Origin of the sequence: Anseongella ginsenosidimutans (genome assembly GCF_008033235.1) — a bacterium.
Lineage (GTDB): Bacteria > Bacteroidota > Bacteroidia > Sphingobacteriales > Sphingobacteriaceae > Anseongella > Anseongella ginsenosidimutans.
Window position 1 is genome coordinate 4,021,272 of sequence record NZ_CP042432.1, and the last position, 25,436, is coordinate 4,046,707.

The 25,436-nt window shown below is 53.0% G+C and carries 22 protein-coding genes; 1 reads left to right on the top strand and 21 read right to left on the bottom strand.

Going from position 1 to position 25,436, the window contains the following annotated elements; all coding sequences use genetic code 11:
• Positions 1-9 precede the first annotated feature (9 nt).
• The 21 genes from FRZ59_RS16980 to FRZ59_RS17065 all read right to left on the bottom strand — a co-directional run bounded on the left by FRZ59_RS16980 (position 10) and on the right by FRZ59_RS17065 (position 24,737).
• Entirely contained in the window at positions 10-1,743 is a 1,734-nt protein-coding gene (locus FRZ59_RS16980; protein WP_158640662.1) for an OmpA family protein, read from the bottom strand.
• A 5-nt stretch (positions 1,744-1,748) separates the two neighbouring features.
• Positions 1,749-2,798 carry an eCIS core domain-containing protein gene (locus FRZ59_RS16985; protein ID WP_132129638.1) on the bottom strand — a complete coding sequence of 350 codons (1,050 nt, stop codon included), beginning with the start codon at positions 2,796-2,798 and terminating at the stop codon, positions 1,749-1,751.
• A gap of 11 nt (positions 2,799-2,809) precedes the next feature.
• Positions 2,810-3,562: a CHAP domain-containing protein gene (locus FRZ59_RS16990; RefSeq protein WP_132129639.1), complete on the bottom strand. Its 753-nt coding sequence runs from the start codon at positions 3,560-3,562 to the stop codon at positions 2,810-2,812.
• Position 3,563: 1 nt separating this feature from the next.
• Positions 3,564-5,045, bottom strand: a complete 1,482-nt coding sequence (locus FRZ59_RS16995; RefSeq protein ID WP_132129640.1) for a contractile injection system tape measure protein — start codon at positions 5,043-5,045, stop codon at positions 3,564-3,566.
• The gene (locus FRZ59_RS17000; protein WP_132129641.1) at positions 5,042-8,968 is read right to left on the bottom strand and encodes a PKD domain-containing protein; all 3,927 of its coding nucleotides are present in this window, start codon (positions 8,966-8,968) and stop codon (positions 5,042-5,044) included. Before FRZ59_RS17000 ends, FRZ59_RS16995 begins: the two co-directional genes overlap by 4 nt.
• Complete coding sequence (locus FRZ59_RS17005; protein ID WP_132129642.1) at positions 8,961-12,008, bottom strand: hypothetical protein; 3,048 nt, start codon at positions 12,006-12,008, stop codon at positions 8,961-8,963. The genes FRZ59_RS17000 and FRZ59_RS17005 overlap by 8 nt, the downstream gene beginning before the upstream one ends.
• Positions 12,002-15,508: a baseplate J/gp47 family protein gene (locus FRZ59_RS17010; protein WP_132129643.1), complete on the bottom strand. Its 3,507-nt coding sequence runs from the start codon at positions 15,506-15,508 to the stop codon at positions 12,002-12,004. Before FRZ59_RS17010 ends, FRZ59_RS17005 begins: the two co-directional genes overlap by 7 nt.
• Positions 15,505-15,912: a GPW/gp25 family protein gene (locus FRZ59_RS17015; RefSeq protein ID WP_132129644.1), complete on the bottom strand. Its 408-nt coding sequence runs from the start codon at positions 15,910-15,912 to the stop codon at positions 15,505-15,507. Before FRZ59_RS17015 ends, FRZ59_RS17010 begins: the two co-directional genes overlap by 4 nt.
• Positions 15,913-15,962: 50 nt before the next feature.
• The gene (locus FRZ59_RS17020) at positions 15,963-16,187 is read right to left on the bottom strand and encodes a PAAR domain-containing protein (protein WP_225975102.1); all 225 of its coding nucleotides are present in this window, start codon (positions 16,185-16,187) and stop codon (positions 15,963-15,965) included.
• A 72-nt stretch (positions 16,188-16,259) separates the two neighbouring features.
• Positions 16,260-18,050: a type VI secretion system tip protein VgrG gene (vgrG, locus tag FRZ59_RS17025; RefSeq protein ID WP_132129646.1), complete on the bottom strand. Its 1,791-nt coding sequence runs from the start codon at positions 18,048-18,050 to the stop codon at positions 16,260-16,262.
• Positions 18,051-18,056: 6 nt separating this feature from the next.
• Positions 18,057-18,398: a CIS tube protein gene (locus FRZ59_RS19570; RefSeq protein ID WP_432417402.1), complete on the bottom strand. Its 342-nt coding sequence runs from the start codon at positions 18,396-18,398 to the stop codon at positions 18,057-18,059.
• The gene (locus tag FRZ59_RS17035; RefSeq protein WP_147698384.1) at positions 18,302-18,760 is read right to left on the bottom strand and encodes a CIS tube protein; all 459 of its coding nucleotides are present in this window, start codon (positions 18,758-18,760) and stop codon (positions 18,302-18,304) included. The genes FRZ59_RS19570 and FRZ59_RS17035 overlap by 97 nt, the downstream gene beginning before the upstream one ends.
• Positions 18,760-18,933 (bottom strand): DUF5908 family protein, encoded by a 174-nt coding sequence (locus FRZ59_RS18630; RefSeq protein WP_165922847.1) that lies wholly within the window; start codon positions 18,931-18,933, stop codon positions 18,760-18,762. The genes FRZ59_RS17035 and FRZ59_RS18630 overlap by 1 nt, the downstream gene beginning before the upstream one ends.
• 35 nt (positions 18,934-18,968) lie before the next feature.
• The gene (locus FRZ59_RS17040) at positions 18,969-19,463 is read right to left on the bottom strand and encodes a phage tail protein (RefSeq protein ID WP_132129648.1); all 495 of its coding nucleotides are present in this window, start codon (positions 19,461-19,463) and stop codon (positions 18,969-18,971) included.
• 2 nt (positions 19,464-19,465) lie between these two features.
• Positions 19,466-19,897: a phage tail protein gene (locus FRZ59_RS17045; RefSeq protein WP_132129649.1), complete on the bottom strand. Its 432-nt coding sequence runs from the start codon at positions 19,895-19,897 to the stop codon at positions 19,466-19,468.
• A gap of 26 nt (positions 19,898-19,923) precedes the next feature.
• Positions 19,924-20,289, bottom strand: coding sequence for a phage tail sheath C-terminal domain-containing protein (locus FRZ59_RS19230; protein ID WP_225975103.1), 366 nt, complete (start codon positions 20,287-20,289; stop codon positions 19,924-19,926).
• Positions 20,241-21,914 (bottom strand): hypothetical protein, encoded by a 1,674-nt coding sequence (locus FRZ59_RS19235; protein WP_225975104.1) that lies wholly within the window; start codon positions 21,912-21,914, stop codon positions 20,241-20,243. The genes FRZ59_RS19230 and FRZ59_RS19235 overlap by 49 nt, the downstream gene beginning before the upstream one ends.
• 35 nt (positions 21,915-21,949) lie before the next feature.
• Positions 21,950-22,246, bottom strand: coding sequence for a phage tail sheath C-terminal domain-containing protein (locus FRZ59_RS19240; RefSeq protein ID WP_225975105.1), 297 nt, complete (start codon positions 22,244-22,246; stop codon positions 21,950-21,952).
• Positions 22,168-23,382: a phage tail sheath family protein gene (locus FRZ59_RS17055; RefSeq protein ID WP_225975106.1), complete on the bottom strand. Its 1,215-nt coding sequence runs from the start codon at positions 23,380-23,382 to the stop codon at positions 22,168-22,170. Before FRZ59_RS17055 ends, FRZ59_RS19240 begins: the two co-directional genes overlap by 79 nt.
• 11 nt (positions 23,383-23,393) lie before the next feature.
• Positions 23,394-24,143 carry a hypothetical protein gene (locus FRZ59_RS17060; protein ID WP_132129652.1) on the bottom strand — a complete coding sequence of 250 codons (750 nt, stop codon included), beginning with the start codon at positions 24,141-24,143 and terminating at the stop codon, positions 23,394-23,396.
• 3 nt (positions 24,144-24,146) lie between these two features.
• Positions 24,147-24,737, bottom strand: coding sequence for a Pvc16 family protein (locus FRZ59_RS17065; protein ID WP_158640663.1), 591 nt, complete (start codon positions 24,735-24,737; stop codon positions 24,147-24,149).
• A gap of 193 nt (positions 24,738-24,930) precedes the next feature.
• On the opposite strand from FRZ59_RS17065, the gene FRZ59_RS17070 reads away from it, so the two are divergent.
• Positions 24,931-25,434 carry a hypothetical protein gene (locus FRZ59_RS17070; protein ID WP_132129654.1) on the top strand — a complete coding sequence of 168 codons (504 nt, stop codon included), beginning with the start codon at positions 24,931-24,933 and terminating at the stop codon, positions 25,432-25,434.
• The last annotated feature ends 2 nt before the right edge of the window (positions 25,435-25,436 follow it).

A 25,436-nucleotide genomic window follows, 5' to 3' on the forward strand; every position in this document is an offset into this window, starting at 1 on the left:
AGGATCGTTTTAATCCAGGAAAACACTTCTGAACCAGGAAGGCGCTTCTACGGAGAAATCCGCATTAAATTCCAGTACAGGAACTGAAGCGCCTACCGTGGATGTGTTCAGCTCGAGGTCGGTAATTTCCCACCAGGTGGGATTATTAAGTTTCAGCTGCGCATCGATAAAACGGGGCGACGCGAAATTGCTAAGTGTGGTGGAAATACCGGGAGATAAACCGAACAGCCGGAAGAAATCAAAATTATACCGCCAAACTGCCATCGCGGAGTCTGAATCCCAAAGATCGAAAACACCGCGATTAATAAAAGGCTGGCGCATCGAAAGGAAATCCGGGCTCGCGGAAGGACGGAAACTAGGCGGCGCAGCCAATTCAGGGTCGAGAGAAAGCGGCTGCTCCGCTTCCTGTCTTTGTAAATGCGAAGCCGTTAAGGCTTGCCGTTTTGGCGAAATGGCGGGCAGCGCGGGTGAAATGGCGGGCGGAGCAGTAGTTGCGGAAATACCGGGATAGGCGCCGTTCACCAGCACCTTCTCGCACTCGTCGCCGGAAGCCGCCAGCGCGGAAGCACCCGGAGGCGGGGGAAGCTGGGTAACTGTAGCGGGAGTTGCTGCCGGCGCATTCTCTGTTGCCGCCGGGAAAGAAGCGACAAATATTTCCACCCGGCGCCAGTTATCCGGATTTCCCTGCAATGCGGCGGGAGGTGGCTGCTGATCCCGAACACCGGTGGTGGAGCGGAACCTGTTAACGAGCGGTGTCGCCGGATCCTGCCTGTCCAGGTGCCTGTTGGCGGGCACCCGCCCGGCAATAAATGCTTTCACGGAATTTGCGCGCTGCAGGCTTATACGGTCATTAATGGCATCCGTGCCACTCGGATCCGTATGTCCGGTAATATTTACAAAGAAATCATTGGTGCGGATAAGATTAGTAGCCAGGAACAATTTTCGATGCTGCGCAGAGTCCGGAATACTAAAAGGGCTTATCCTGTTTGCGGGGTACCCGCTGATGACGATACGGGCAAAGGATTCGCCCCGGTGAGACCCTCCCGACGCCAGGCCACGAAGATCAGATGCAGGAACTCCCTGCTCTGTGGCAATCAGATTTTGAATATTCACCGTAGGGTCATGCACATCCGTAGTAAGCCTGCTGGCGTCCGGCGGGTGTGCCTGCAATTCCATCAGGGCCGCATGCCCGCATAGCTCATGGCCAAGGATCTCTGTATTCGACATAATAACACGCCTTTCGGCAGGCCCTGCTGTCCAGTTGCCGTAATCAATGGGTGCGTTAGGTCCCGGAACAACCACTACCCCTTCCGATTCAAGGGTATGCGGGCTAACCACGTCGCTCACCAGTATCCTCCAGTTACCTGATCCGCGCCTTGTCAATACATGCAGGCAACAGCATCCCGCCGGATTATTTCCGGCCGCCAGCTGCCCGGCGGTAGCGGAAGAATCAACCGGCGAAACAAGGCCTGTTGAGGAATCGGTTTGAAAACCGGGACAAAGATCTTGCAGTAAACCTCCCACATGCGCTGTACGCTCGGAAGGGCGCAGCCGGCTTGCCGGATCGCTTGCCGGGTTACGTCCCGGAATACTGTTCACAAGATAGGGGGGATAAGTAGGTTCGGCAACTAATTTAGTTTGTATAACAGGCTTAAAAAATTGCTGTTCCGGTCCCGGCCGGGAAATTCCCGGCGCTTTATTCACCTGCGCAGCCGGGTTTGATCTGGTGCCTGAGGATGCCATCGTATCTATATATTCGGCAAGCCGCAGGCCGCCTTTGCATCATCCCCGATATCCACCGCGCTGTTTTCACAGTCATGCCAATATTCATGCAGAATGGTTGCAGCAAGCGCCCACCGGCTCCTGATGTTGAACAACTGCTCGGTAACCGCGTGATGTTCCCCATTGGCGCCGTCCGTCAGTCCGTTTCCGCCTGAACCATCGGCCTCCCGCCACATCCAGATGACCGCCCGGTTGTTTAAGTCGGCCAGGGACCTTGCCACGTCGCAATTATCTGTATACCATTGCTGGCATGTCTCGGAACGCCAGTCGCTTCCTGCCACCAGGCGGTCTACGATGGCCATTGCTGCATCCATTCCATTGGGGCCTTGCCTTTCGGCAGCGGTAATTTCCCGGAAGGTATTTCCGCCGGAAGTATTGTGGTCCCCGGCCCCATAGGTCCAGCGCTGAAGGTGGCCGCCATCGCCGCCCTGCTGCACCACATGGGTCAATTCATGTGCAAGCAACTGCTTACCGGCTATTGTACCGGGAGCGAATTCTCCCTGGTTAAAATAGATATCACTGCCGTGCGCAAATGCCCGGGCGTTCAGATCCCTGCTTAACTGCACCGCTTTTCCGCCGGTATGTATCTTAACACTGCTGAAATCGGCGCCAAAGCGGCTCTCCATCCAGCTGCGTGTTTCCTGAGGCAAAAGTTTTCCGCTTCCCTTACTCGCCTGCAAAGATGAACTGAAATGCTCCCCAACGCTTCGATCCCTGTTTACCGCTTTGCGTTGCAGCAGGGGGGTAATGCTTGCTCTGACCGGTTTACGCTGTAACTGCTTTTTTTCCTCTTCCTCGCAATGGGCACATTTGCGCTGAACAGGCGCAGTTAAGGAAGCAGGCATACGCATTACTTTATCTGCAACCGCATCCGCTTCCCTTTCGTACCGGTCATTAGGCGCATTGACCGTTAATTTAGGTTGCACGGCCGCGGGCGCAAAAAATGCGCAGCCCTGCCCGCCGTTTGACTGCCTGGTACCGGCCTGCCTGTTTCTCTGCTTTACCTGGTGTTCCATACTATTTTCTTTTATGGTATTCTTCCGTAACCTAATAGTTTATCCATGCGTGTTTTCACATAGGAAAATCCCGCCACATTTGCTGCCTTATTCCCTTCGATCGTATACAGAAAGCCGTCCTTATAATGATGGACCAGGCCAATATGCCCCAGGCCGGAAGGCAGGCTCACTCTCCACCAGCAAACAATATCGCCCGGCTGAGGCAGCTCATCTTTATCCAGTGTCCACCCTTTCTCACGCAGCTGGTTGTAAATATTCCTTGCTCCCGCCGAATAGCGAAAAGGCATATCTTCTTTGCTGCCGCCGGCGGCCTGCAGGTAACACCAGCTCACGAAAGCGGCGCACCAGCTATAGCCTTCTCCAAGGCCCGTTGGCGCAAGGTACTTTTTCACCCAGGGGCCTCTGTTGTTTCCGCCTTCTTCCCCCGCTCCGCTATTCAGTTCATCTATGGCAAACTGCAAGGCGCTGCGGCCGGCCGCGGATCCGCCGAATGAGCTGTCCGGGAAAATGCCGTAATTAATAACGCCTTCATAAACTTTTGTCTTCGGATTTTGCAAAGCCCACCAGGTGAGCGGCCCCACTTTCCCGTCAACAGCCAGCGGTTCCCCGTGCTTGTCCAGGTGGCGGCTCTGAAAATTCCGCACCGCTTTATAGGTGGTATGATCAAAAATACCGGTAACGGGCAGGTCATAATCCAGTTCCCTCAGGATTTCCTGGAGTTCTCTGATTTTTTCGCCCTCCTGTCCTTTTTTCAACAGTTCCATATTATGTCCATTCTACGGTTAAAATTTCTTTCATCCAGGGAGTTTTAATGGTGGAAAAGCCCCAGGGCAATTTAGCCAGCAGCACATCAGGCACTTGCTGGTCCGCCTGGAGCAGCCAGCCTTTCTCCCTGCCGCTTATTTTTCCAGGCCGCTGCAGAAAGGCTTCGCGCAGCCCCTCTATACTGGTGTTCCTTAAAGCCTTCCAATGGCCGATCACCGATTCGAGCAGGTCATTCGCTTCTTTTTTCTCAAAATCACTCAGAAAGATATCCAGGGGCAAAGGAGCTTCAAGGGGAAAACCGGCAAGAAGCTTGTTAAGGAACAGGTCATGTTCGCTGTAATCATCCTGCCCGCTGGTAAGATAGCGGGTTAATACGATGGAGCGCTGCAGCATTTCCCGGGAATCCCACTTGTTGTTCACGGTATGGCCGGTATTTTCAAATAAATCACATAAAAAGGGATGCAGTAATACAAGACCGGCGTTATTAATGTACACCGGTTCTTCAATCAGCGGCGGAACGGGTTTTTCGCGGGGCGGAAGGTTCAGCATCTCTTTATGATAATTGAGTACAGGCTTTCCTGGAAGCAAGATAAGGTATTTCTCGAGGACCTCCGGCAGTTTCATGAATACGGGCTTATGCTTTTCTTCCAGCACCCGCACCACTTCCTGTGAAAGCGCCTCGGAAAGGCGGTGTTTTCTGATCTCCCGCCCGTTATGCAGGACGCTGAGCGAATGTAAAAAAACAGCAGGATGTTCGTCCCGGGGAAGTCCCGACAGGTGAAAGATGGCATTCCAGTTCTTCCGCATATTCCTGATCTCAGCAGGATCCCAGCCCTTTTTTATCAAAACCGGAAGTATGTTTTTTTCGGGAAGCAGGTACACCAGCCTTTTCACCGCATTCAGATCGGAAGCCAGCAATTCAACCAATTCCCGGGTAAAATCATCCCGGAGATCCGGCCCCTGGCGATCCAGGAAACTGACGGACCTTAAAAAACGACGCGAGTTTTTCAATAAGTCCCGTAATTCATTTTTCAGCTGTTCTTTACTTTCATGGGGTGAATTCCAGGGCTGCACGCCGCTTTTCAGATAGTGCAAAATAAAACCGGCCCGGCGCTTCCGCTCCCCGGCCCCCTGGCCTTTTGCTCCCGCACGCGAAACACCGCTAGCCCCTTGCTCCCGGGCCGCTTCCCGGTCGAGAAAGGTTTCCAGCCGGCGAATAACGGAGTTTACAAACGTGTTTTCCCAATTATCCGCGTCCAGCTCCCCGGCATCAATGACCAGATGAGGTATGCTTATCAATGGGCCGGCGGCGTATTTTTCGTCGAAAAGTTTTTCCATGGCCGGTACCAGCCGCAGCCGGCAAACTTCCGAAAGTTCTTCCCGGATCTTAAATGCATCTTCCGTCCTGTCAAACTCAACGTCCACCCGCTGGATCCTGATGCGGTGAGTAACTTTGTTATTCGCTGTCATGATCGCTGTCATTGAATGGTTGAATTGTCAAACTCTTCTCCGCTGCCCTGGTATTTCCTGAACAGCTGCGGCGTCATCGTAAACTTCTGCTCATTCGCGCAATTCCCGGAGGGAAGCTGATGGTTCACATGCAGGCTGATGCTGAAGTCCAGCCGGGGGCTTAACCCTAATTCCGACTGTTTCACTTCAACCACCTGTGTGGTAAAAGAACGGCTGATCCTCCCCTGGGTGATCGTCCATGTATAACCGGATGCATCCGTTTGCCTGGGTTTAAGGACCAGTAAATTGTCCGTATCCATCCACTTTATCTGCATAATAAATGAAGCATCGGCAACAACCACCCGCAGGTCAAGCCCTGTGCCCATGTATTCCAGCCGGTAGTCTTTGGTAGACTTAATCCGGTGCCTGGCGGGAACGAAGTCCATTTTCCCCGCAGCTGCATCCATGCTAATGATCAGTTTATCCGGATTTTTTATTTCTTCAATTGTTTCGGGGAAAGGTTCAATGCTGAATTCATATTCTTTCCGGTCATTTACGCAAAAAACCCGTGGTTGCAAGTCAAATTGAGGATCGGCTGGTTTGCGCAGCGTAATAGTCTGTTTGGCTTCTGCCATACAGGAGGCGTGGTTGACCCTGAGGGTTACGACAAAGCTTGCTTCACTTTCCTCCAGGCGGTAGGTGTGCCTGGGCGAAAATTCGGCTGAAGTGGCGCCGTCGCCAAAATCCCAGCTTACCTGCCGGTTCTCTTCGTCCGTAAAACCGGGGATAAATTGTACAGTGAGATCTCCCATATCCCGGGTCTTGAAATCTACCTGGAACTTTTCGGCAATACGAAGGTCAACGCTGGTACTTCGTCCGTCGGCCAGCGTATAAGTGAGGGTATTCATGCCGGCTGCCAATCCTTCAGGCGAAAAGGCAAAGCCGTTCTCCTCGCTTATTCCTCCCGCGGAAGCTGTTAATTTCCCTCCGGCAGGCGATACGGTTACCGGGTAAAGCCGCGAATCGTCATTACAAAATTCCGTGGGCCTGATACGAATGGACAATACTTCTTCCGGGGTTGCCGGAAGCACGTAAGAAACGGAGGCACAGCCGGAACAGCAGATATAGGGCAGGTAGAAATCAGCAATTACCGCTTCTTCGGCTACGCGGAAATCAAGGGGTTCTTCCCTGTCCGGAATACTTACCAGGATATCGCGGATCCTCTTCCTGTTATCCGGATCCATATCCCTGCACGTATCCATAAACGTTCCGAGCGCCTTTTCAAATTTTCTTAGTAATTGCGGATTGTTCACGTAGGCTTCCCTGATCAGTTCCTCCGTACCGGCTGCGCTGCCAGTAGCAAAAGAACCGCGTTCAGCAATCGTTGAGCCTGCTTCCCGGAAAGCAGCGCTTTCTGCCGCTGAAACGGTTCTTTCCCCTATTGCGGTTAGCCCGGCGAGCAGCCTTCGCGGCGGGCTTTCATGGTAAACCATGATAAAAGTACCGCCTTTTGGCACCCCGGCTTTATGTTCAAGGCCAGGATGTTTTTTTGCATAATGCATGAGATTGGTCAGCAGGCGAAGCTCGCGTAACCTTCGCTGGTATTCTTCTTTAAGCGCTTTCAGACGGTGATCCAGACAGATATAGATCAATGTACGTATCCGGACCGTCAGTTCGAAAAAGCCCAGTTCCTGCAGGCGTTTAAGCAGGGCCTGGTAATTCTCGTTTCCGGCATCCAGGCGCTCCAGGGCCTCGCCTATCCGGGCAAGGTCCCCTGCGGCATCCACTACGGCTTCATAACGTGGCTGGAAGAGTTCCATATCCAGCTGGCCCAGCTCTTTGTTTGCAAGAACCTGGAATAATCTTTCGACTGAATGAATAAAGTAAAACAGGGCAGCATAAAGCGCATGATCATTGAAACCGGCCGCACTGACGGCACTGGCTGCGCCAGCAGCGGCGCCGGTCCTCCCCGCCGTTGCACCGGCAGCGCCAGAAATACCGGCGGAAAGATCAAGGGCGGTAAACCGATTAAAGGATATCCGCCTGCTTACGAGATTCAAATAAGCTTCTCCGACGCTTCCCTTCTGCGGCGGGCAATGACTTTTGAGAAAATCGCCCGGTTGAAACGCAGCAGCCCTCCCGGCCAGTGTTTCGCCACCCGAAAGCACTCCTGCCCTAACCCGCGCCTGGTAGGGTATTCTTGCGGCCATGCATTGGAATTCACCGAATTTGCATTTCATTTCGGCCAGCAAGACCCGGTAAATTGATTCCAGGTCCCGGAAATGACATTCGTGATCGTCTGCGTTAAAGAAAGCGCTGATCGTCGCCGTTGATAAGGCAAGGGCTTCGAAAGGCAGGTTAAAATGATCGCGGCGGGCAAGCAGGGTTTGCAATGCGGCTGTAACCGGCTTCCCGATATGGCCCTCCACACGGAAAAAGTTATAGGTTTCTATATCATAGTTTAAAGGGTTCAGCACCGTATCCGCGCTGCTGTATTCCCCCGCGTGATAAGACAAATTGCTGTCCGCTCTTCCCCGCCGGGTCTTTTCCCAGCTCCAGAGCGGATACATAGCACCGGGATCGTAATAATAGGGAATACACCGCTCCGATAAAGGATGCTCCAGGTACCGGCTGGGAGTGATCTTTACTTCGGCCGGGAAAAGCGTTTTTACGTGTGGAACACTGAATGTTTCAATGATCGCGGCGAGGCGCTTAAAAAGAAGCCTCACTTCTGAAACCAGCTGCTGCTGACCGTTAAAAAGCGGGGAATAAATAAAGTAATGCCTGTACGATGATCGTACATGATCTGTCGTATCCCTGTTGGCTTCGCCCAGCATTAAATGAAGCGGGAACAGGTCCCTGTCCGGACAGCATTCGGTCTGTACATCAACGATCTTATATTCGAGTTCGTGATAGGCCTTTATGATGTCATCGATCCAATCATAGAAATACTGGATAAAGTAGGGGTTGGCCGTTTTGATATGGGAAAGCGTGTCGTTAAACCTGGAAGCCACCTGCTCAAAAGGATTGTTCTCCGCACCTAAAACAGGCTGGTAACGGTAATAGCAGGCATTCAGCGTTTCTGCCAGCTGCTTTAAGGTACTTTCGTCAACAATTCTTAAGAATGCTCCGAAGACGTCATTCGTATTTTTCAGTTCCCGGGCCGGCACGTTAAACCGCCGCAGCTGCATGTCCTGCTGAGCCGCCCGGCTGAGGCGCGGTTCACGAAGCCGTCTGCCTGGAACAGATTCGAAGCGCGGGCCGCGGGTTGCAGCTTCCCGGAACGCCCGGCTGTGACGCGGGTTCTCGGAAACATCCCGGAGTACCCGGCTGAGGCGCGGGTTCGGGGAAACATCCCGCAATCCGGCTGCCGGCCGCCGCAGCAAGCCGCCCGAAAGTTCGCCGGCAGGTTCCCGGACGCCGGTAAATTCGTCCAGGTCTTCTCTTGAAACCAGCAAAGGTTTTACCCGGAACTCGATCTTGTCGCCTTTATCTTCACAGTCGATCTCGATGCAGTTTTTCAGCGGCTTTTCCTTCATTTCAAGCAAAAGGACCACGATCTTATCCTTCACGAAATCTTCCCGGCCTTTCAGCGGCTGTCCGTCCTCCGCTTCCAGGGATTCTTCAGCGGTGAGCAATTCCCACATATGCCAGTCTTCATACACCGGCTTATATTCCGGTGAGAAGTATTCCGGAAGTGTGTACGGACGCGAATAAGTATAGATTTTCCGCTCCTGGAGTACCAAGTAGCCCTCTGAAGTTACACCGCAGCCTTTGCCTATCTCAATGCTTTCGGGACCTGCTTTGATTTCGAGGCCGCACACGATTCCGATGCCGATCAGGCGGTTCCTGGTCAGGCGTCCCTGTTCGTCAAGATAATTCACCACCTGGTTCAGGTGTTCGGCTGTTAATACCTGGTCAGCTACGAAGACAGGATATGTGTTATACTCATTCATCGTTATTGGATTTTATGTATGTCCCCAGAATTGTATTATTCAACAGTACCGGGTTGGAAGTACCGGTTTCGCAATCATGCAGCTGCGCCAGGGGATATTCGCTGTGCATCCCGCTCAGAATATCAATCAGTTTATTGCTGGCAAGGCGAAGCCCTTCCTGGCCGGCCGGATCCGGTAAAATACCGGCTTCCAAAGCGGCAAGGGCTTCCATCCACTCTTTATAGGCGCGTTCAAAGGCATTCATAAGCGTATTGTTCAGCCAGCAGATCTTCAGCATGCAGTGCGCAGGCGTCTCCGTTCTGGCCATGGTTTCGAAATAATCCCGGAATTCCACGGCCTTAAAGCGTTCATGCCAGTAGGGAAGAACAATGGAAATACGGAACGAATAGGGATCTTCCTCCCCGCAGAAATGACAGTTTTCACCCAGGCATACCTGGAACAGCTTGTAAATATCTTCCGGCGCTTCCCCCGGCAGTTCAGGGGGAGAAAATCTTGGGCGCAGCAACAAATGTTCTACCAGGTGCAGCCCTTCGCCCGGGCAGTCTTCTCCCATTTTCGCCGCAATTTCAAGCACGGCGGCATCGCGGGAAGCGGCATCGGGGAACACTTCTCCGCTGACAGCAAGCGCCTGGCCGCTCTCATTTACAAGGTTGAAGGCGAAGGCCCCCGGAACAGCCCCGGTGGATTGGTACGCGGCAACATTGCTGAGCAATCCCGCCAGTTCTTCCGTAATTCCGGCAATTTCCCCGGGCGCTGCGTACTCCTGCAGTGATTTCAATAAGACTTTCCCCTCCTCGTCCACTACATTGAAAAAATAGCGCGGCGGACTATCCTCCGTTTTTTGAATATCTATATGATGCAGGCAGAATAAGAACCTTCTGCTAAAATCATCCATTCCCGAGAGGCGTGCAAGCCGTTTTTCGAGGCCGGAAACATTTGCCGTATTCCAGGCTGGTTCCCGGTAATTGAAGGCTTGTCCGCGTTCCCTGCTGATTACGGGGTAATCCCGGAGGAAGGCGATCTTATCTTCTATCAATGCCTGAGCATCAATTTCCTCGTATTCATCGGCGTTCCGGTAAGCATAGAGCATTAAAACATACTCATTGAAGGATTCTCCGAAACGGGCCATCAAGTGATCCAGGAAACGGTTGCGCCGCTCATATAACAATTCCGGGCTTTCCAGCAGGAAGGCCCGCGCCTCTTTCACTTTTTCAGGGTCGGCGGGGGCCGGAGGCTGAAACACCTGCTTCAGGCTTGCTGCATCCCTGTATATTTCCCCGGCGCCGTTCATCTGAGCCAGGTACTGGCCAAAATAAGTCTGGCTGAGGCTGCCCTCCAAAGAAAACAGGTCCTTTGCATGAGCCAGCTGCGAAAAGAAATCCGCCAGTAGCTGATCAAAAAAACGAAGGTAGGCCTTTAGCTGCTGCGCCTGCGCCTTCCTTTCAGGCCCCGCAGATTCGGGAAGCCCGTAGTTGCCGATCCCATAGGTCATGGGGAATTCCTGCTCTACCGACACATACTCGCCGGCCTGGCGGAATGTCCCCATGGGCATCGGAAAATCATCGGCGCTGCCCTTTAATTTATCCTGGCTTGCCAGCCCGCGTAAATAATTAAGCGTGTCCAGGCTTTCATTAAGCCGGGGCCGGAAGGGCAGTTTACCTTTAAAAAACAAGACTTTGGACCGGAAAACAGACAGCACGGGCTTGCAGCCCTCATCCATTTTCAGGCACCAGCGCTGCCCGGCCTGCACCGGCTTCCCATCGGCTCCGTATTTTGTGAGCAGCACATTCTTCACCGTCAGCACCCCTTCGATATCCATGATGAAATTGATGATGTCCGATACCAGGATGACCGTTCGGGGGCGGGTTTCTTTTAGTTCGTCCGTTTTGATAAAACCGTGGGTCAGCACCGGCCCCTGGAAGATCTCCTGAGCCGGCAGCCCCTGGTCTGTCAATTCCTTCAGGGTATAAAAATTGACCCGGGGATCCAGGTAATTTTCAAGTTCAAACAACACGCGGGCATATACTTTCTCAATATCGGCCCCGGCTTCCACCTCGATATCCGCGCAAATCGCAATATCGCGTGTGCAAACGGTCTCCAGGGGGAGAAAATCCTCGCACAGGTTCCTGTTCCCGTGCAGTACTGCTTTAGCCTGGCTAAGTATGCCGGCTATCTTTTTTAGCTTCGCCTGGTAGAGGCTGAACATGGCAGCCAGCTGTTCTTCGTCATTCAGCTGAAGGCTGACCTCGCCTTCCACGGGGCTCAGATCCTGTTTCCCGGGAATGCTTACGTAAAATTCCAGTGTTTTTATGGTAGCCCCGGCAGACAGTTCGAAAGAAACCCTCCAGCCGCCATCCAGCTGTGTTACCTGCTTATTTGCCAGCGTAGCGGGGTCCGCAGACTGGAAAAAGACATGATCGGCCTCCTGCCAGGCAGGGAACAGCAGCTGGAATATCAAGCCCTGTAATTCTTCGCCTGGAAATTGGAATACCAGGCCGCCGTTATTCAGATCGCCGAACTCATCGCTTTCTTCCAGGTCAAGGACTACCCTGTACAGCCCGCGGAGTTCGATGGAATGCTCGGTTTTTTCATATGTGAGCATATCCTTTTTGCAATGGGCAAAGAGAGACACTTCCTGCGATGGTTTCCCGGCAAGCTGCAGCTGCTCATCCCTGAACGGATAAAGCCAGGCATTTCTTACTCCGTCAATATCCACCAGCAGCTTGCGGTAATCTTCCACCGTGAGCGGGGCGGCGCTTAATATTTCTTTCGCACTGAAGAAAGCCTGCTGCTCGTCAATGCGGCCATTCTTAGCGGCGAGGAGGTCTTTTATATCGAAAGCGGTCCGGTAGCCGAGTTCGGTAAGGGCATAGCACAGCACTTCAAGGATGGTGACACCAGGATCATGCGAATTATAATCGGTCCACAGCTTGCTGCCCAGCTCTTCAATATACCGGAGCCCAAGCGACCGGAGAAACTCATAATCCAGGGCCGGAGCGAGTTTCCTTGTCTTGTCAATATAGATTCCTTCGCTTAGCATGCGCATACGTTTTCGTTGATGATATGTGGATAAACCTTGTCTTCCGCTTTTACCGATACAAATACGGACCGGGCGGAGCTTGCCAGGGCTTCTTCCAGGTCATTTGACCGCAGGCCACCGTTGATGCAATACATTTTTACGCAGCTGATATGATCCACGTAGGGCCTTTCCTCTATAAAATTGATCAGCGCGCTTTTACTCAGCCTGCTGCCGAATTCAATATCGCTTTCCGTGTCAAATGCCCAGGGCGCCAGGAATTGCTCAAGTTCCATGCGAAGCTGCCGGGTGAAGAAGGCCATATCGTCGCTTCGGTACTGAACGTTGAATTCGAGTTGTATTTCTTCGAATAAGGGATTGCATACCTCCAGTTCCACATGGGGCGAGGCAATACCGGAGAGAAATTTCTTTATATCCTCCAGCAGGCCCAAACCTGCGCTGGGCCTTAAAGGATCAAAGGCGTTCCTGCCATGCAAATCGGGTACCGGTACCAACAGCACGTGTCCCGGGCTTAGTTCATTATTGCTTTGTGCATGATTAATGCATTTCACTTTATAAATGCCGGGAAACTTTTCCAGTACCAGCCGTTCATAATCCCAGATCGAAACCGCCCGCTGCTTATGACGCAACCTTTCGCTTACCCAGCGGTACCAGGACGCATCGTCCTCCCGGGCCCTTCCTCCGAAAGAAGCATAGGGCTGCTCCACCTTTTTAATAGCCGGGTTACTAAGCAGCAGTTTGCTGATGGCTCCGGCGGGAAGCACCTGCTTAAAGCTATTTCCTTCTCCTTTATAATCCTGGAATTCTGCGGTCGCCGCCTGCGCGGCGACGGTGATGAGGCGGGGAATTGACTGGGTGTTTTTTGCGACGCTCGCCCTGATCCAGTGCAGCTGTTCGTCCATAAGGGTGCTTTTGCTGCTGGCTGCCGGGGGAATGGAGAACCTGATGATCCCCGATTTAAGCAGGCCGCCGGTTTCATCAGCGATCTCTTCCTTTTGGAAGGGTTTCCATTCATTTCCCGCAGCCAGGTAATGCCATACAACATCCTGTTGCGACGCCGCCGGGTCGGCCGTGCCTTCGGCCACCTGGAACAGCAAGGGTAGTGTCTGCCCGGTCTGCAATTCATCCAGTCCAATGAACATTTCGCCTTCGGCGGGAAACTGCGGCAGCAGGTGGCCGGGAAATGCTTCGCCCGGCAAGCCCGTATAACCGAAAGGAGTCAGGTGAATGAAATTCCCTTTGTCCGGCCGGTTGAGGTCCAGGCCGGTGCCTGCCTCGTAATTGAGGCTTATTTCTTTCACCCGGGGCGTATAGGGTTCCTTTATATCTCCCATATCAACCGAAGTGGTGGTGATTCCGTCGCTATTGGTCGCCGAAACCACCGCTATGCTTTCGGCAAGCCTTCTGGGATAGTCCGCATGCCCGAAGCTGCCTTTCAATATTATTTTGAGAAAACCCCATTTGGAAAGGGGCGAATAGTTGTTCGCGGCTGAATAGTCCCCCTGCACGTCCAGCTCCGGCAGCTGAAACTGCAGGGTCGTTTTCTTTTCCGGGCTGCTTCCCGAAAGGGCAAAAAGCGATTGAGAAGGTGAAAAAACCTCTTCTTTCCAGCGGGCATCCTCCAGGTAATGGATTTCAACCGGCGGATTTACGTCGAATGTTTCTGTCAGGGTTTCATGATTATCCCAGGTTAAAGCCAGGCTGGCATGTACCTTTCCGGCAGGACGCCGGGCTTTCATGAACAATTCCCGGCAACCCATGATGAAGGATGAACCCTGGTGCGGAGCCGGGCCGAAAAGCTCAAAGGGTTTGGCAGGGTTAAGCGATCCTTCGTCATTTTCAATAAGAAGGCTCTTAACACCTTCAACCGTTACTTTTAAATGGATCCCCGAGATTCGCAGCCGCCACAGTTCATCGTCTGCCCTGCCTTCCCGCAATGTAAAAAGCGCCATAGGAATCTCTTGCTCAAACTGATACCCATGTACCTCCGGAGACCAGGACGTTACCGGCGGGTCTCCTCCGTCCAGGGTAACCTGCATGGAAAAGGACTGCCCGTCAGCGGCCACGGTAGTTTTCCCGGCTGCGGAAAGCGGCTCAAACCAGCCTTTTTCGGCGCTCAATTGCACCCTGAAAAGACTGTTCAGCCTTGCCGGGTTCAGCCTGAAGAATTCCCCTCCGGTTACCTGGAAAGTAAAAGTGATCACCCGCTTTCCCTCAGCCAGGAACAAATAATCGGAAGCAATGCCGAATCCGGCTCTTGCAAAGGCCCGGCCCGGCTCCCCGAAAGCGTTCCAGCTTTTATCGGCATGCAGCAGCGGGCCTCCCATTCCATCTCCCGAATTTGCCACAAAACCAGCGGAGATCCGGCTGCCGGAAGTTCCTTCTTCCCGCGTTGCAAACGTATTTTTAAGCGCGGCCACTTTCCCTTTCCCGAGGATGGCCTGCTCTTTCAGGCTGTAAAACAGCTCCTGTCCGTCCCGGTCCTTTCCGGCTTTAAACACCGTTCCCTGTTCCAGAAGTACGCCGGCGCTTGCTGTTTTAGCCAGTTCGAACAGGAGGTGTACCTGGTCGGGTTCCGGGTCCTTTTTTGTTAACCGGAGAATTTCCCGGTAATACAGGTCAAGATGCCTGGCCGTGAAGGTATTGAGGCGCTCCTGCGAAATCCTGAACAATTTAATGAAGGTCAGGAAAAGTGCGTAATGCGGGCTGTGGCCGGGAAATTCATCCATCGTCCGGTCCAGGTGGGCCGGGGCGGCGTTCACTATGCGGGCCAGTACTTTAAGATACTGGTCGGTAATGCCGGTGAACAGGTTATGCGTGGCGATATTTTTTATTTTCAGGCCAGTGCTGGCCCCGGTGAACACAGGAGTAAAAGGAGGCCCGGCAGGATCATTCCAGATGCCGGAAAGATCTGTCGCATGAAAGTCCTGGGAAAGAAGCAGATCGCGCGGCCGGTCATTGAAAAGAAATGTGCCCGCAGGATCAATAAGGCCCTGATTGACCGCCTCCGCGTAGTATTTTTTAAGCCGGTCGAAATATTCCGGCAGGCCGGAACGAACGGTATTTCCCAGGACCTCCTTAAATTCAACATCCGCGGGAAGTGCCTGGTAATAATGATCCAGCAAAAGGGTAATGGAAAAGCAAAGGTCAAAAATGGTTTTGAAATAGTTTTTCAGTTCGGTTTCCTGCGCCGTGGCGCTTGACCTGATCTCCGAGTAAATATCCTTCGCATAGGTGATGTATTCCTGTATGTCAAGACGCGTCAGCGTAGCCAGGGTAACCGAGACATCCATCAGCATAAAGGGCCTCCAATCGCCTTCTGCCGCATTATGCTTGTTGTAATAATGAAGAAAGGCGGCATACTGCTTTGCAAAGAGGATCAGGTCCGGGTACTCCCGTTCATCCACGCTAACAAAGCCGGGCAGGAGAGCGGCGAGGACCCGCTCACCCTGGTTTACGCCCGGCCGTTTCAGGGGATTGGTATTATTACAAGGACTGCTCATCTCACTTCACTCCCTTCGTTTTTATAGAATGGGAATACATAATTGGCCCGGGAATTCGTCCGCTTCACGGTATAGTCCACGATGATCAGGATGCGCCCTTCTGATTCGCCGGAATCGTCCAGGCTTATCCCGTTCAGCCTGATCCTGGGCTCATGAAAAAGAATGGCGGTTTTTACCAGGTCTTTGATATAGGCTTTAAAGGTAGTGGTCAGGGATTCAAAAACCAGTTCATCCAGGGCGCAGCCGTAGGAAGGCAGCATGACGCGCTCGCCGGGTCGCGTACTCAGCAAAACAGCCAGGCTGCTTTCCACATCGGCATGATCGCTTAACATGGCCGTTTCCCCGCTGATATTATCAAAGGAAGGAGGAAAACTCCAGCCGGTACCTAAAAATGAAGTGGGCATCGTTTTATTTTTTAATCCGTTTTCAGCCTTATTTATCCGCCGGTCAGCAATTATCCGCCGATCAGTACCGTGGGGCAGCCTGCTATAATGCTCCCGCCGTGTGCAGTCATGTCTCCCATGCGTGCTGCCGGTTTCCCGCCGATAAGGACGGTCGAAGATCCGGCCGCGATCATGTCGGGGGGGCCCGCGCACACGCACATATCTCCGAGGGTGGCCGCCGGAAGGCCGCCTGTCAGTACCGTTACCGTTCCCGGCGGAAGCACCGGCCCGCCCACGTGCGGGGCTCCCCCGGGTTAAGCAGGGGGCAAATGTGCATGTCTGTGATCCTGGCTGCAAAGGGCATTTTATTAGTTTATTTTTACCAATCCACCTTTAATTTCCGTCAGGCCGGCGCCGTTGATCTTTACCGAAGCGCTTTTAATTTCGGCGCTCCCTCCCCCGGCGGTTATTTCGGAAGCGCCGGCCGATACACCGAACTGGGAAGAAGGGCTGAGAAGGATATTCACGGCTTCGAGTTTAATGTCCGCGGCCGCTTTCAGATTCAGGGAGGCGGCGCTGTCTATGGTTATGCCGGCGGCTTCCATCCGGATACTGTTCCCATGCTCGTCTTCCACGCTGATGGCGCCGGCACTATCATCCAGTGTAATTTTTTTTCCCGCGGGAGTTTCCAGCGTAAGTGAGCGGTCCGCGTCATGAAATATCATTTTAATGCCTTCCCTGCTCACATAGCCTTTCTCCGGGTTTGCGTTAGATGCGGTGAGCGGGGCGGCAAGCGCACTACTGTGCAGCATGCCCAGGATTACCGGGTGATCGGGATCGTTATGAAGGAAGCCTGCGATCACCTCGTCGCCAAGCTCCGGCCTGAAAAAAGTACCGCGTGCATTGCCCGCATCCAGCGTTGCAACACGCATCCAGAGGCCTTCCTCCGCCGGATTGACCAGCGGCAGGCGTACCTTTACCCGGAATTCGCCTTCCGGGTCTTCCAGGTCGGTCACAATGCCTGTCTGCAACCCCTGAACGGACGGGAACCAGCCCGATTGGGCCGATAAATGAAAGGGATTCAGCTGCTCGCTGAACCATTCGCCCGGCATGCCAAAATTCACCGTGGTATGCCAGTTGCCGCCCGCATATTCCTGCCGGACCGCGGAAACAAAAACAGGTCCGGTAAAACGTTCCCCTACCCCGTTGATCGTAATGAAATCTCCGGGTTTTACTTCCCTGAATCCCTGGAATCTGACATGTCCCCTGACTTTCGACAAACGGCTTTTCAGCGTTCGGGCGTTCGCCCATTCTTTTAATACGGCGGATTCCGCCTTTCCCGCGCCGGGCAGCAGGTATTCTTCCGGGCCGGTGATCTCCGAAAGGGATGCCGGGCTGAGATTGCCTGCCGAAGGCGCTTCCGGCTCATCCGACGTGTTTTCGGCCAGCTCCTGGTTACTGTAGTCCCAGGATCTCGCTTTGACGTGCGCTAATTGCTCCCTGGCGTCAATTTCTGCCTGATAGTCGATTATCGTCGCGCCGAAAAGGAGGTCAAGTACAGCGGGAGCAGATAAGTCGGGTTTTTTCAGAATGATCTTCCCATCTTCCACCAGGCAGATCCTGCCGGTCCGGTCCATCCGGGAAAGCATAAAATCCCAGTCGCTTGTATTGAACTGAACGGCCTCTTTATACCGGACGCCGGTACTTTCAATTTCACTTTCAAGTCCGTAACGTGCAATGATTTCTTCGGCAATTTCCGCGTTGCTAAGATTTTCAAAATGCTTGTTTTTCTTACCGATGGTAAGTTTCACGGCTTTGTCCCTGCATTCAATGAGCAGTTCCGCTTTCCGGGCGGATATTTTGTTGGAATGGGAGACGATTATGCCGCGAAACAGACTGTTGTTATCATTGCGGTAGCCGATCCTTATCTCAATTTCGTTTCCCGGGATCAACTCTTCCCGGTTGCTGAGGGGGAAGTCTCCCAGGGAAGGATCTCCGTCACCGATCCGGACCCTGGCTAAAGGGATCTTGTTCACTTCCTTTTTTATGTCAATGGAAAGCAGGGGAATGGCCCTTGAAAGTTCGGCTCCATTAACTAGAATGGCGCAGGTAACGACATCCGCTTTTTCCGTGTGAGGTATAGTCCTGGATACTGCCATGTCCGGTTATTTTAATGGAGGAAAATCAATATTCTTTCCCGCCGCGATCTTTCTGAAGCTGTCGAGCCCGTTGGCAAGCGCCACGTCCACGTAATAGGCGGGTGTATCGTATATTTTATGCGCCATCAGGTCCAGGCGGTCACTCCCTTCAAATGTGCGCTGGTGCGTAATGTCCGGAGAAGAAGCGTCTTCCATAAGCACCCGGTGGTCAGGATTCACCCATTCTTTCATGCTCAGGGTGGCGATCACTCTCAGCGGGGTACCGTCAGGTTTGAACAGCTTGTATTCCAGGTCCAGCGATTCCAGCGTTCCCCTGAAAACTTCTTCCCCCAGGTGATCACCAGGTATGGATTGCGGTGCATTTCCCCGTGATAGTCCAGTACCAGGGCCTTGAGCTTTTTCACCTCTTCAGCTACTTCCACCGGCTTGGTACTCCCGATCAGGGAAAGATCCGCCGCAGAGGTTTCCCTGATGGCCCCCGTACCGTCTATAAGTATCTCGAAGTTCCAGGTATTGGGCGCCTGCCTAAAATACTTGAGCGGGCTGCCGCTGGCTCCTGCGTTTTCATCCTGGGCCAGTTCCAGCTGGTATTTATAAGTATAGGACGAAGGATTCACCCGGAACGTATAAGGTTCGGCTACGGGCGTACTGCAGCTGGCATCTGTGTACGCCTTTATCAGCATTTTCTCCAGTTGGCCAAGTGGTATCATCAGCGTTCTTTTTTATCGTCCAGCAATTGCAGGATCTTTTCAATGCAATCTTTCACCAGTTCCTTTCGCATTTTTTCGTACTCGCTCCTGGTGTACTGGCTCCAGCCGGAAGGAGCTATTTGCCTGGGGGCTACTACTGCCTTAATGTGCAGTTCTTTTATTTCGATGGGCATAAGACTGTTTTTTTTGCGTGAATCATTACTTCCGCCTAAATGGCGGCGGCATTAAGGCCAGCGGCCAGGCCGGCGGACTGGTTCAGTATGTTGAAATAGTTATAACTCAGCACCAGCGTTTCAATGGCCACCTGGCTTTGTTCGGCATTCAGGCTGCTGAATTCCACGCTTTTGGGAATCGCATTTACCACGTACCAGGACTGCACGGGAATATGCTGATCATTCAGCAGGGAAACCAGCAGGTTGGTTGGTTGAAATTCGAAGTGCTGAACCGCGTTGATGCACCATGCCATGATCCCAGACGGCAGTTCAAACATTCCCCGTTTCAAGGTCAGATCGGTGTAGCTGGTCTTTACCGGCAGCTGGTGTTCGAAGCGGTTCTGCCCGCCTTCGCGGTAAGGTTCCATTTCCATATTAACCGAAAGCCCGCTTACTTCCTGGAAACGGAAATCCTGCGGCAGCTGGGGGAAAAGCTCAAAGGCCACTACGAAATGAAAACCCGTTAAGGGATAAGTGCCCGGGATAGCCATAATTATTCGTTTTGGATGGTCAGGCCTTCATGAGCCAGCTCCATGGTTTCCAGGGCGACATCATTCCCTTCGGCGGTCAGATCAGTGGGAGTGACTTTCAGCGGCCAGGCATTTTTTACCTTCCAGACCACCACCGGCTCATGGTTCTCATTCAGCAGGCTGATCGTGAGGTCGCGCCGTTCTATCTGGTTCATATTTACGGTGTTGAACCAGTCGTAAAACTCGTTGTCCCCGGCAAAGGTGCCTCGTTTCAGCGTAATATTGCTGAACGTGCGCTGGCCGGGCATTTTCACTTTCGAAAATTCGGGGCTGGCCCCGTCCCGGTATTCAATCACCTCGGTAGTGATATCCAGGCCGGTTACTTCGGTAAACCCGATCTTGCTGCCGCCCCATTCGACCTGGAAATGAAATTTTGGAATTGGATAAGTTGCCATTATATTTAATTTAAGTGGTACAATCTTTAAGATTCCTGCATTTTATGACTAAAACGCAATACAATGAACTCTGCCGGGCGAACCACAGCCATGCCTGTCTCCACGATCATCCGCCCTTCCAGGATATCCTGCGCCGTCATGGTTTGCCCCAGCCCTACCTTTACGTAAAAAGCATGTTCGGGCTTGGCGCCGGCAAGGGCGCCCGCGCGCCACTGAAGGGTCAGGAAATTCTCGATCATCGCCCGTACTTTAACCCAGGTATTGGCATCGTTCGGCTCAAAAACAAAAGGCTCGGTGGCTTTTTTTACCGATTCCTCCACCATATTGAAAAAGCGCCGCACGCTTACGTAACGCCACTCGTTGCTGTTCCCGTCAAGCGTCCTTGCCCCCATACCAGGGTACCTTTGCCGGTAAATTCCCGGATCGCATTGATTGACTTCCCGGTAGTATGAACGTTCAGGCTTTCCTGCTCACGGTCGGCCAGCTTCAGGCAAGGGCCCGATACGCTCCTCAGGCTCACATTCGCCGGCGCCTTCCATACGCCCCGGGTACGATCTGTGGCGGCGTAAACGCCGGCGATAGCTCCTGAAGGCGGCATTAAACTGCTTTCCCTGCGGACGCGCTCATAGGCGACCTTATAAAAAGGATGTTCCTTAAATAGTTTTTCTTCCTGGCGGGCGCTTCGAAACAGGGCGCTTTCGGCCAGGCGCCTGAAAGCAGCGGCTATTCCATCGAAAGCGGTCTTCAAAACGGAAGAGTTACCGGCTGCACGGCCTTTTTCAAGGTTGTTCCCGGAACTTTGGTAATCAGCGGGATCGGCGGGAACGGTCGCCTGGCTTTCGCCGCCTAGCCATTCGGTCCCGTAAAGGGAACTATAGTCCGCTGCCGCGGTCACCAGGCCGGAGACCACCGCATTGGCCTCAAAACCCGCCAGGTTAACCAGGTGCTGCTGAAGTGTGGTGTCTGCCTTTAAAGACGCAAGGAGTGACCGTAGGGTCGCCGGCGTGGCGGGGTCGCTTTCCAGCGAGGGGAAAGCCAGCGCCATTTCCCTGGCAAACCGCAGCAAAACCGTAAACCGAGCTTTAATATTACTTCCATTGGCGGTGCCGGCATTGATCCCGTCTTCTCCATTGAGCAGCTCTTCGTAAAGGGCGGTAAGGTCATAATTATCCCTGTTCAGGGGCAGCGCGGTGACTTTGCCGAAAACCTGGTTCTCTTCCGCCAGCCTTGCCTGGAAATCGCCAACCAGGTTGCTGACGTCGGCAATGGCCACCGGGTTTGGGGGTGTGGCGTCATCTACCACTGCAATACGGGTAAAACTGACCGTTTTCTGGTAAAGAGAATAGAGCCAGGGGTAATAAGCCGCCACGTATTTCAGGTTTTCGGTGCCCGTTCCGTTCCGGAATTCCTCAAAAGGCGCTCCTGTAATACCGTCCTCTGGAAGATAACCGTCCACGATATCCAGGATGCCGAACCGGTCTTTCAGCCGGCCGCACTGGGCCGCTATCTGGGTGTGTACCTGCGCGGCGCCGGCGGCATCTAGTGAAACGCTGTCCGGCACAAGCAGGATGGTGGGTTCGTCCGCCTTTTCCACGGCCTTTAAACCTCCACGTATGCCGGAAGCATCATCGGCGCCGTATTCCACGGGGTCTTCATAACTTCCTACCGCCACCACATAGCAGGGGCCGCCGCCATTGTCAAAATAATGGCGCAGGGCATCATAAAGAAAATACTTTCCCGGATTTCCGGCTTCGTCCAGCGGATTGATTTGTTGGATCCTGAAAGCGGGGTCAACCACTACCTGGTAGCTTGCCGGCTCATATGCACCCCCAAACAGGACGCTGAATTCAAGGAGCGAAGAGAGCCTGACGGGCGTGTTGATAAGCGAGCTGCCGCTTTTATCAGCCGTCAATTGCGTGTACCCGACAAAAGCCGGAACAGCGGTGGCTACTGCCGCCACCGAGGGCGGGAACAAAGCAATTTCTTCAAGATAAACGCCGGGTGTCTTATAAGCCATGATACTTGATTTTTAAATCTCAGATGAATACGTTGTCAGGATTCCTGCATTTTATGGCTGAAACGCAGGATAATGAATTCCGCAGGACGGACCACAGCCATGCCTATCTCCACGATCATCCGCCCCTCCAGGATATCCTGTGCCGTCATGGTTTGCCCCAGGCCTACCTTTACATAAAAAGCATGTTCGGGCTTGGCGCCTGCAAGGGCTCCCGCCCGCCACTGAAGGGTCAGGAAGTTCTCGATCATGGCCCTCACTTTAACCCAGGTATTGGCATCGTTCGGCTCGAAAACGAAGGGCTCGGCCGCCTTTTTCGTCGATTCTTCCACCATATTGAAAAAACGCCGTACACTAACGTAACGCCACTCATTGCTGTTCCCGTCAAGCGTCCTTGCCCCCATACCAGGGTACCTTTGCCGGTAAATTTCCGGATGGCGTTGACGGACTTTCCGCTGGTGTCCACGTTCAGGCCTTCCTGATCCTGGTCGTCTATTTCTACTACCGGCCTTCTGACATAATTCAGGCTCACGTTGGCGGGTGATTTCCAGACCCCTCGCGTGGCATCCACACCGGCATACACGCCGGCGATAGCGCCGCCCGGAGGCAAAATAAGCGGCAGGCTGGCAATGGCATCCTTTACCCGGTGATAAAGATCATTGAAACTATGGAAGAGTGATTTGTCCTTATCTGCCTGCGAAGCGGTATCCGGAGCCCTCAGGACCGCATTTGCCGGAACCGCCGATCCGGAGACATTTACCAGCAGTTCATCGTAATTATAGGAAAGGCTGGTTTCCAGGTGCGGGTAATAGGCTGCTCCGTAGCGCAGCGAATTAGTACCTATATGGCTGCGAAAACCGATGGTATTGTCGTTTATGACACTCGCTTCACCGGGAGCGTTGAAATCTTTATGCCCTCCCTGAATATCGCAGATCACAAAGCGGTCTTTCAGTAATTCGCATTGGGCAAGGGCCGCCTGGTACACCCCGTAAAATTTGTCCGTATCCGAGATTCCTTCTGCATCCGGGAACACCAGCAGGGTGGGTTCGTCTTCCCTGGCAATGGCATTCAGCCCGGCAGTATGCGCGGTATCGGAAATAGTTTCCGAGCCGTCATCCGGCCCGATGGATACGATATAACAGGGGCCTCCCCCATTGGCAAAGTACAATTGCAGGGCATAATACATTCTGAATAAAGTACCGGGATCGCTTATTGAAACCGTCGTCCCGCCGGCGGCGGAATCAACTGTAGCCGTGAAGGTTTCCGTCCTGGCTCCGAATACAAGTTCGTATTCGACCAGGGATTTAATTCTTACCGCCTTGTTCAGAAGGGGTTCCCCGTTAAACTCTGTTTCCCGCGTATATCCGATAAAAGCCGGGATAGCAGTTTCTACCTGGGCTACGGAAGGCGGAAGTTTAGGTACCTCGTCAATGTAAACACCAGGGGTACTCAGCGCTGCCAGATTTATCATAATTGTATTTTTTATGTAATAAAATTTATCCTGTATTCGATTGCTTCTGCCGGGGCTCTCCAGGCATCTTTATAAATATCCACCATTCCCTGAACCCCTGCGGCCAGGGCGGCTTCATCCGGAATCAGCTTCTCCTGCAGGGAAGGGCTTCCTTCCAGTACCACCAGGTGGGCGCCTCCCGGAAATGGGCGAAAATCCAGGCTGGCTTCCCCCTGAAGCGGGGAAATCGGGCGTGACAGATAAAATTCCATGGCCGCCCCTGCACTGATCTTTCGTGCTTTCACCGCGGTATATTGGCCGGGAGTAATAGCTGCCGCAGGCGTGTACGTACTCAAAGCGGCCTTTTTTTCATCAGCCAGGAGCGGGTCAGGCAGCAATTCGAGTATATTGCCGGACAGATCCGCGTCTATTTCCCCGGTGGTGGAAAGGTTATTAGCATAAAACACCGGCTTACCAAACCTAAGGACAGGATCATTAAAAATGCCCGGGATCCGGAAAGGATCTCCCGGCTTCGTACTCAGCCAAAAACTGAATGAGAGCGGCCGGTCGATAGCATAAGCGGGCGCCCAGTTCGTACCGTTCAAAACCTGCCTTCCAAAGCCGGTCAGTTTCCCGCCGGTAGTCCTGGTAATAAAGCCGTAGTTATCAAGCGCCTTCCTGGCAGCCGCCGACGGAAGCACACTGAAATCTTCCGCCGGCTGCCCGTTGATCAGGACGGCGATGATAAATTCGGGTTGATATCTCCAGGAGAACGTTTCCATTTGTCAGCCGTTGTTCAGGTTTGCCGCCCCAAGGTTAATTTCTTCGACCATCGCGGAAGGAACTTCATCAGCGTCCTGTATAATGCAGACCCGCATCTTGTACACCACCGATGGAATATATTTCCCGCCCATAATCCCCCACAATTGGTTAAGTTCCGTGAAATTGGTCGAGTAAAGATCAAAAACGACCTTGTTCAGATCCAGGGCGCCCAGTTCAGGAGTATCAGCTGGGGTGAAAACAAACTTCCGCTGAAAGAAGGCGATCACCTGGGAGATCCGGAGAAGCGCGGTGCCGTAGTTGTTCTTATTCGATCCGAAAAGCAGGTACACATTCAAATGGATTTCCGGCTCGCGTTCCTGCACCCGCGGAAGGCCGTCCTGGTTAAGGGAGGGGCGCCGGAAAGGAATGTTCCGCAGGGAGCCTTCCTGTTCAATATTGACAACCGAGGCTATCACCCTGTCGGTGAGGCTTTGGGCGGAAGTATCCTGGAAAGCGTCTATCAGGGAAATATTCCCGAGTACTACTTCTGGTTCCGCCGTGCCTATATAGTCGTTGAGGCGGGAAAGGATCGCTTGTATTGCCTGGTTAATCATATCCCAAAGGTTGGCTGCCGGCGCCGCAATTTCAAGGTAGCTGTCACGGTTTCTCAGGTCAGCAACTACGGAGTTTAAAAGCGCAGTTTTACGGTTTCGGCCGCGTATAACTACGCAACCGCTCATTTATGTAAAAACAAGCACTTATAAATGCTATTTTTACTTTAAATTTTTAACCATATCCAATAGAATCATGCAAACAAAAGAACCGGAATTCCCTATTACCGGCAGAGAGGGAGCCCCCATTGACATGAAAACCGCAACTTTATGGACCAGGAATTACAGGCGGATGCGTCCTGACGAACGAATATCCCATTTTTTCGGAAGGGTTCACCTGCAGGATATTCTTGACCAGGAGGGTTGTATGGGGATCAGGATCTACTACGCAAACAGTCTCCGGCTAAATGCCTGGCAGCAATTCCTGTTAAGTATCAGCAATTTTATAAGGAAGGGGCTTGCCAATGCCGAAGGGGAAGAACACCTGATCCTGGTTGGCTCAAACCGGGAAGGAAAAGACCAGCTGCCGGAAACAAGCGCGGGAAGCGAACCGTCGCAGCAAAATATCGTCACCAGTGGAATACAGACCATGTCTTTCCGGACATCGGCAGGCAGCGGAAATGATTTCAAAGTTATTGAACAGTCCAATCCCTGCCCCGGTTCACCCGGATGTCCCAAAAACAGTCTTACCGAGGGCTGATC

Excerpts from the sequence above, each read along its gene's own strand:
- FRZ59_RS16980 (WP_158640662.1), bottom strand. The coding sequence starts at position 1,743 with ATGGCATCCTCAGGCACCAGATCAAACCCGGCTGCGCAGGTGAATAAA.
- FRZ59_RS16985 (WP_132129638.1), bottom strand. The coding sequence starts at position 2,798 with ATGGAACACCAGGTAAAGCAGAGAAACAGGCAGGCCGGTACCAGGCAG.
- FRZ59_RS16990 (WP_132129639.1), bottom strand. The coding sequence starts at position 3,562 with ATGGAACTGTTGAAAAAAGGACAGGAGGGCGAAAAAATCAGAGAACTC.
- FRZ59_RS16995 (WP_132129640.1), bottom strand. The coding sequence starts at position 5,045 with ATGACAGCGATCATGACAGCGAATAACAAAGTTACTCACCGCATCAGG.
- FRZ59_RS17000 (WP_132129641.1), bottom strand. The coding sequence starts at position 8,968 with ATGAATGAGTATAACACATATCCTGTCTTCGTAGCTGACCAGGTATTA.
- FRZ59_RS17005 (WP_132129642.1), bottom strand. The coding sequence starts at position 12,008 with ATGCTAAGCGAAGGAATCTATATTGACAAGACAAGGAAACTCGCTCCG.
- FRZ59_RS17010 (WP_132129643.1), bottom strand. The coding sequence starts at position 15,508 with ATGAGCAGTCCTTGTAATAATACCAATCCCCTGAAACGGCCGGGCGTA.
- FRZ59_RS17015 (WP_132129644.1), bottom strand. The coding sequence starts at position 15,912 with ATGCCCACTTCATTTTTAGGTACCGGCTGGAGTTTTCCTCCTTCCTTT.
- vgrG (WP_132129646.1), bottom strand. The coding sequence starts at position 18,050 with ATGGCAGTATCCAGGACTATACCTCACACGGAAAAAGCGGATGTCGTT.
- FRZ59_RS17035 (WP_147698384.1), bottom strand. The coding sequence starts at position 18,760 with ATGATACCACTTGGCCAACTGGAGAAAATGCTGATAAAGGCGTACACA.
- FRZ59_RS18630 (WP_165922847.1), bottom strand. The coding sequence starts at position 18,933 with ATGCCCATCGAAATAAAAGAACTGCACATTAAGGCAGTAGTAGCCCCC.
- FRZ59_RS17040 (WP_132129648.1), bottom strand. The coding sequence starts at position 19,463 with ATGGCTATCCCGGGCACTTATCCCTTAACGGGTTTTCATTTCGTAGTG.
- FRZ59_RS17045 (WP_132129649.1), bottom strand. The coding sequence starts at position 19,897 with ATGGCAACTTATCCAATTCCAAAATTTCATTTCCAGGTCGAATGGGGC.
- FRZ59_RS19230 (WP_225975103.1), bottom strand. The coding sequence starts at position 20,289 with ATGGGGGCAAGGACGCTTGACGGGAACAGCAACGAGTGGCGTTACGTA.
- FRZ59_RS19235 (WP_225975104.1), bottom strand. The coding sequence starts at position 21,914 with ATGGCTTATAAGACACCCGGCGTTTATCTTGAAGAAATTGCTTTGTTC.
- FRZ59_RS19240 (WP_225975105.1), bottom strand. The coding sequence starts at position 22,246 with ATGGTGGAAGAATCGACGAAAAAGGCGGCCGAGCCCTTCGTTTTCGAG.
- FRZ59_RS17055 (WP_225975106.1), bottom strand. The coding sequence starts at position 23,382 with ATGATAAATCTGGCAGCGCTGAGTACCCCTGGTGTTTACATTGACGAG.
- FRZ59_RS17060 (WP_132129652.1), bottom strand. The coding sequence starts at position 24,143 with ATGGAAACGTTCTCCTGGAGATATCAACCCGAATTTATCATCGCCGTC.
- FRZ59_RS17065 (WP_158640663.1), bottom strand. The coding sequence starts at position 24,737 with ATGATTAACCAGGCAATACAAGCGATCCTTTCCCGCCTCAACGACTAT.
- FRZ59_RS17070 (WP_132129654.1), top strand. The coding sequence starts at position 24,931 with ATGCAAACAAAAGAACCGGAATTCCCTATTACCGGCAGAGAGGGAGCC.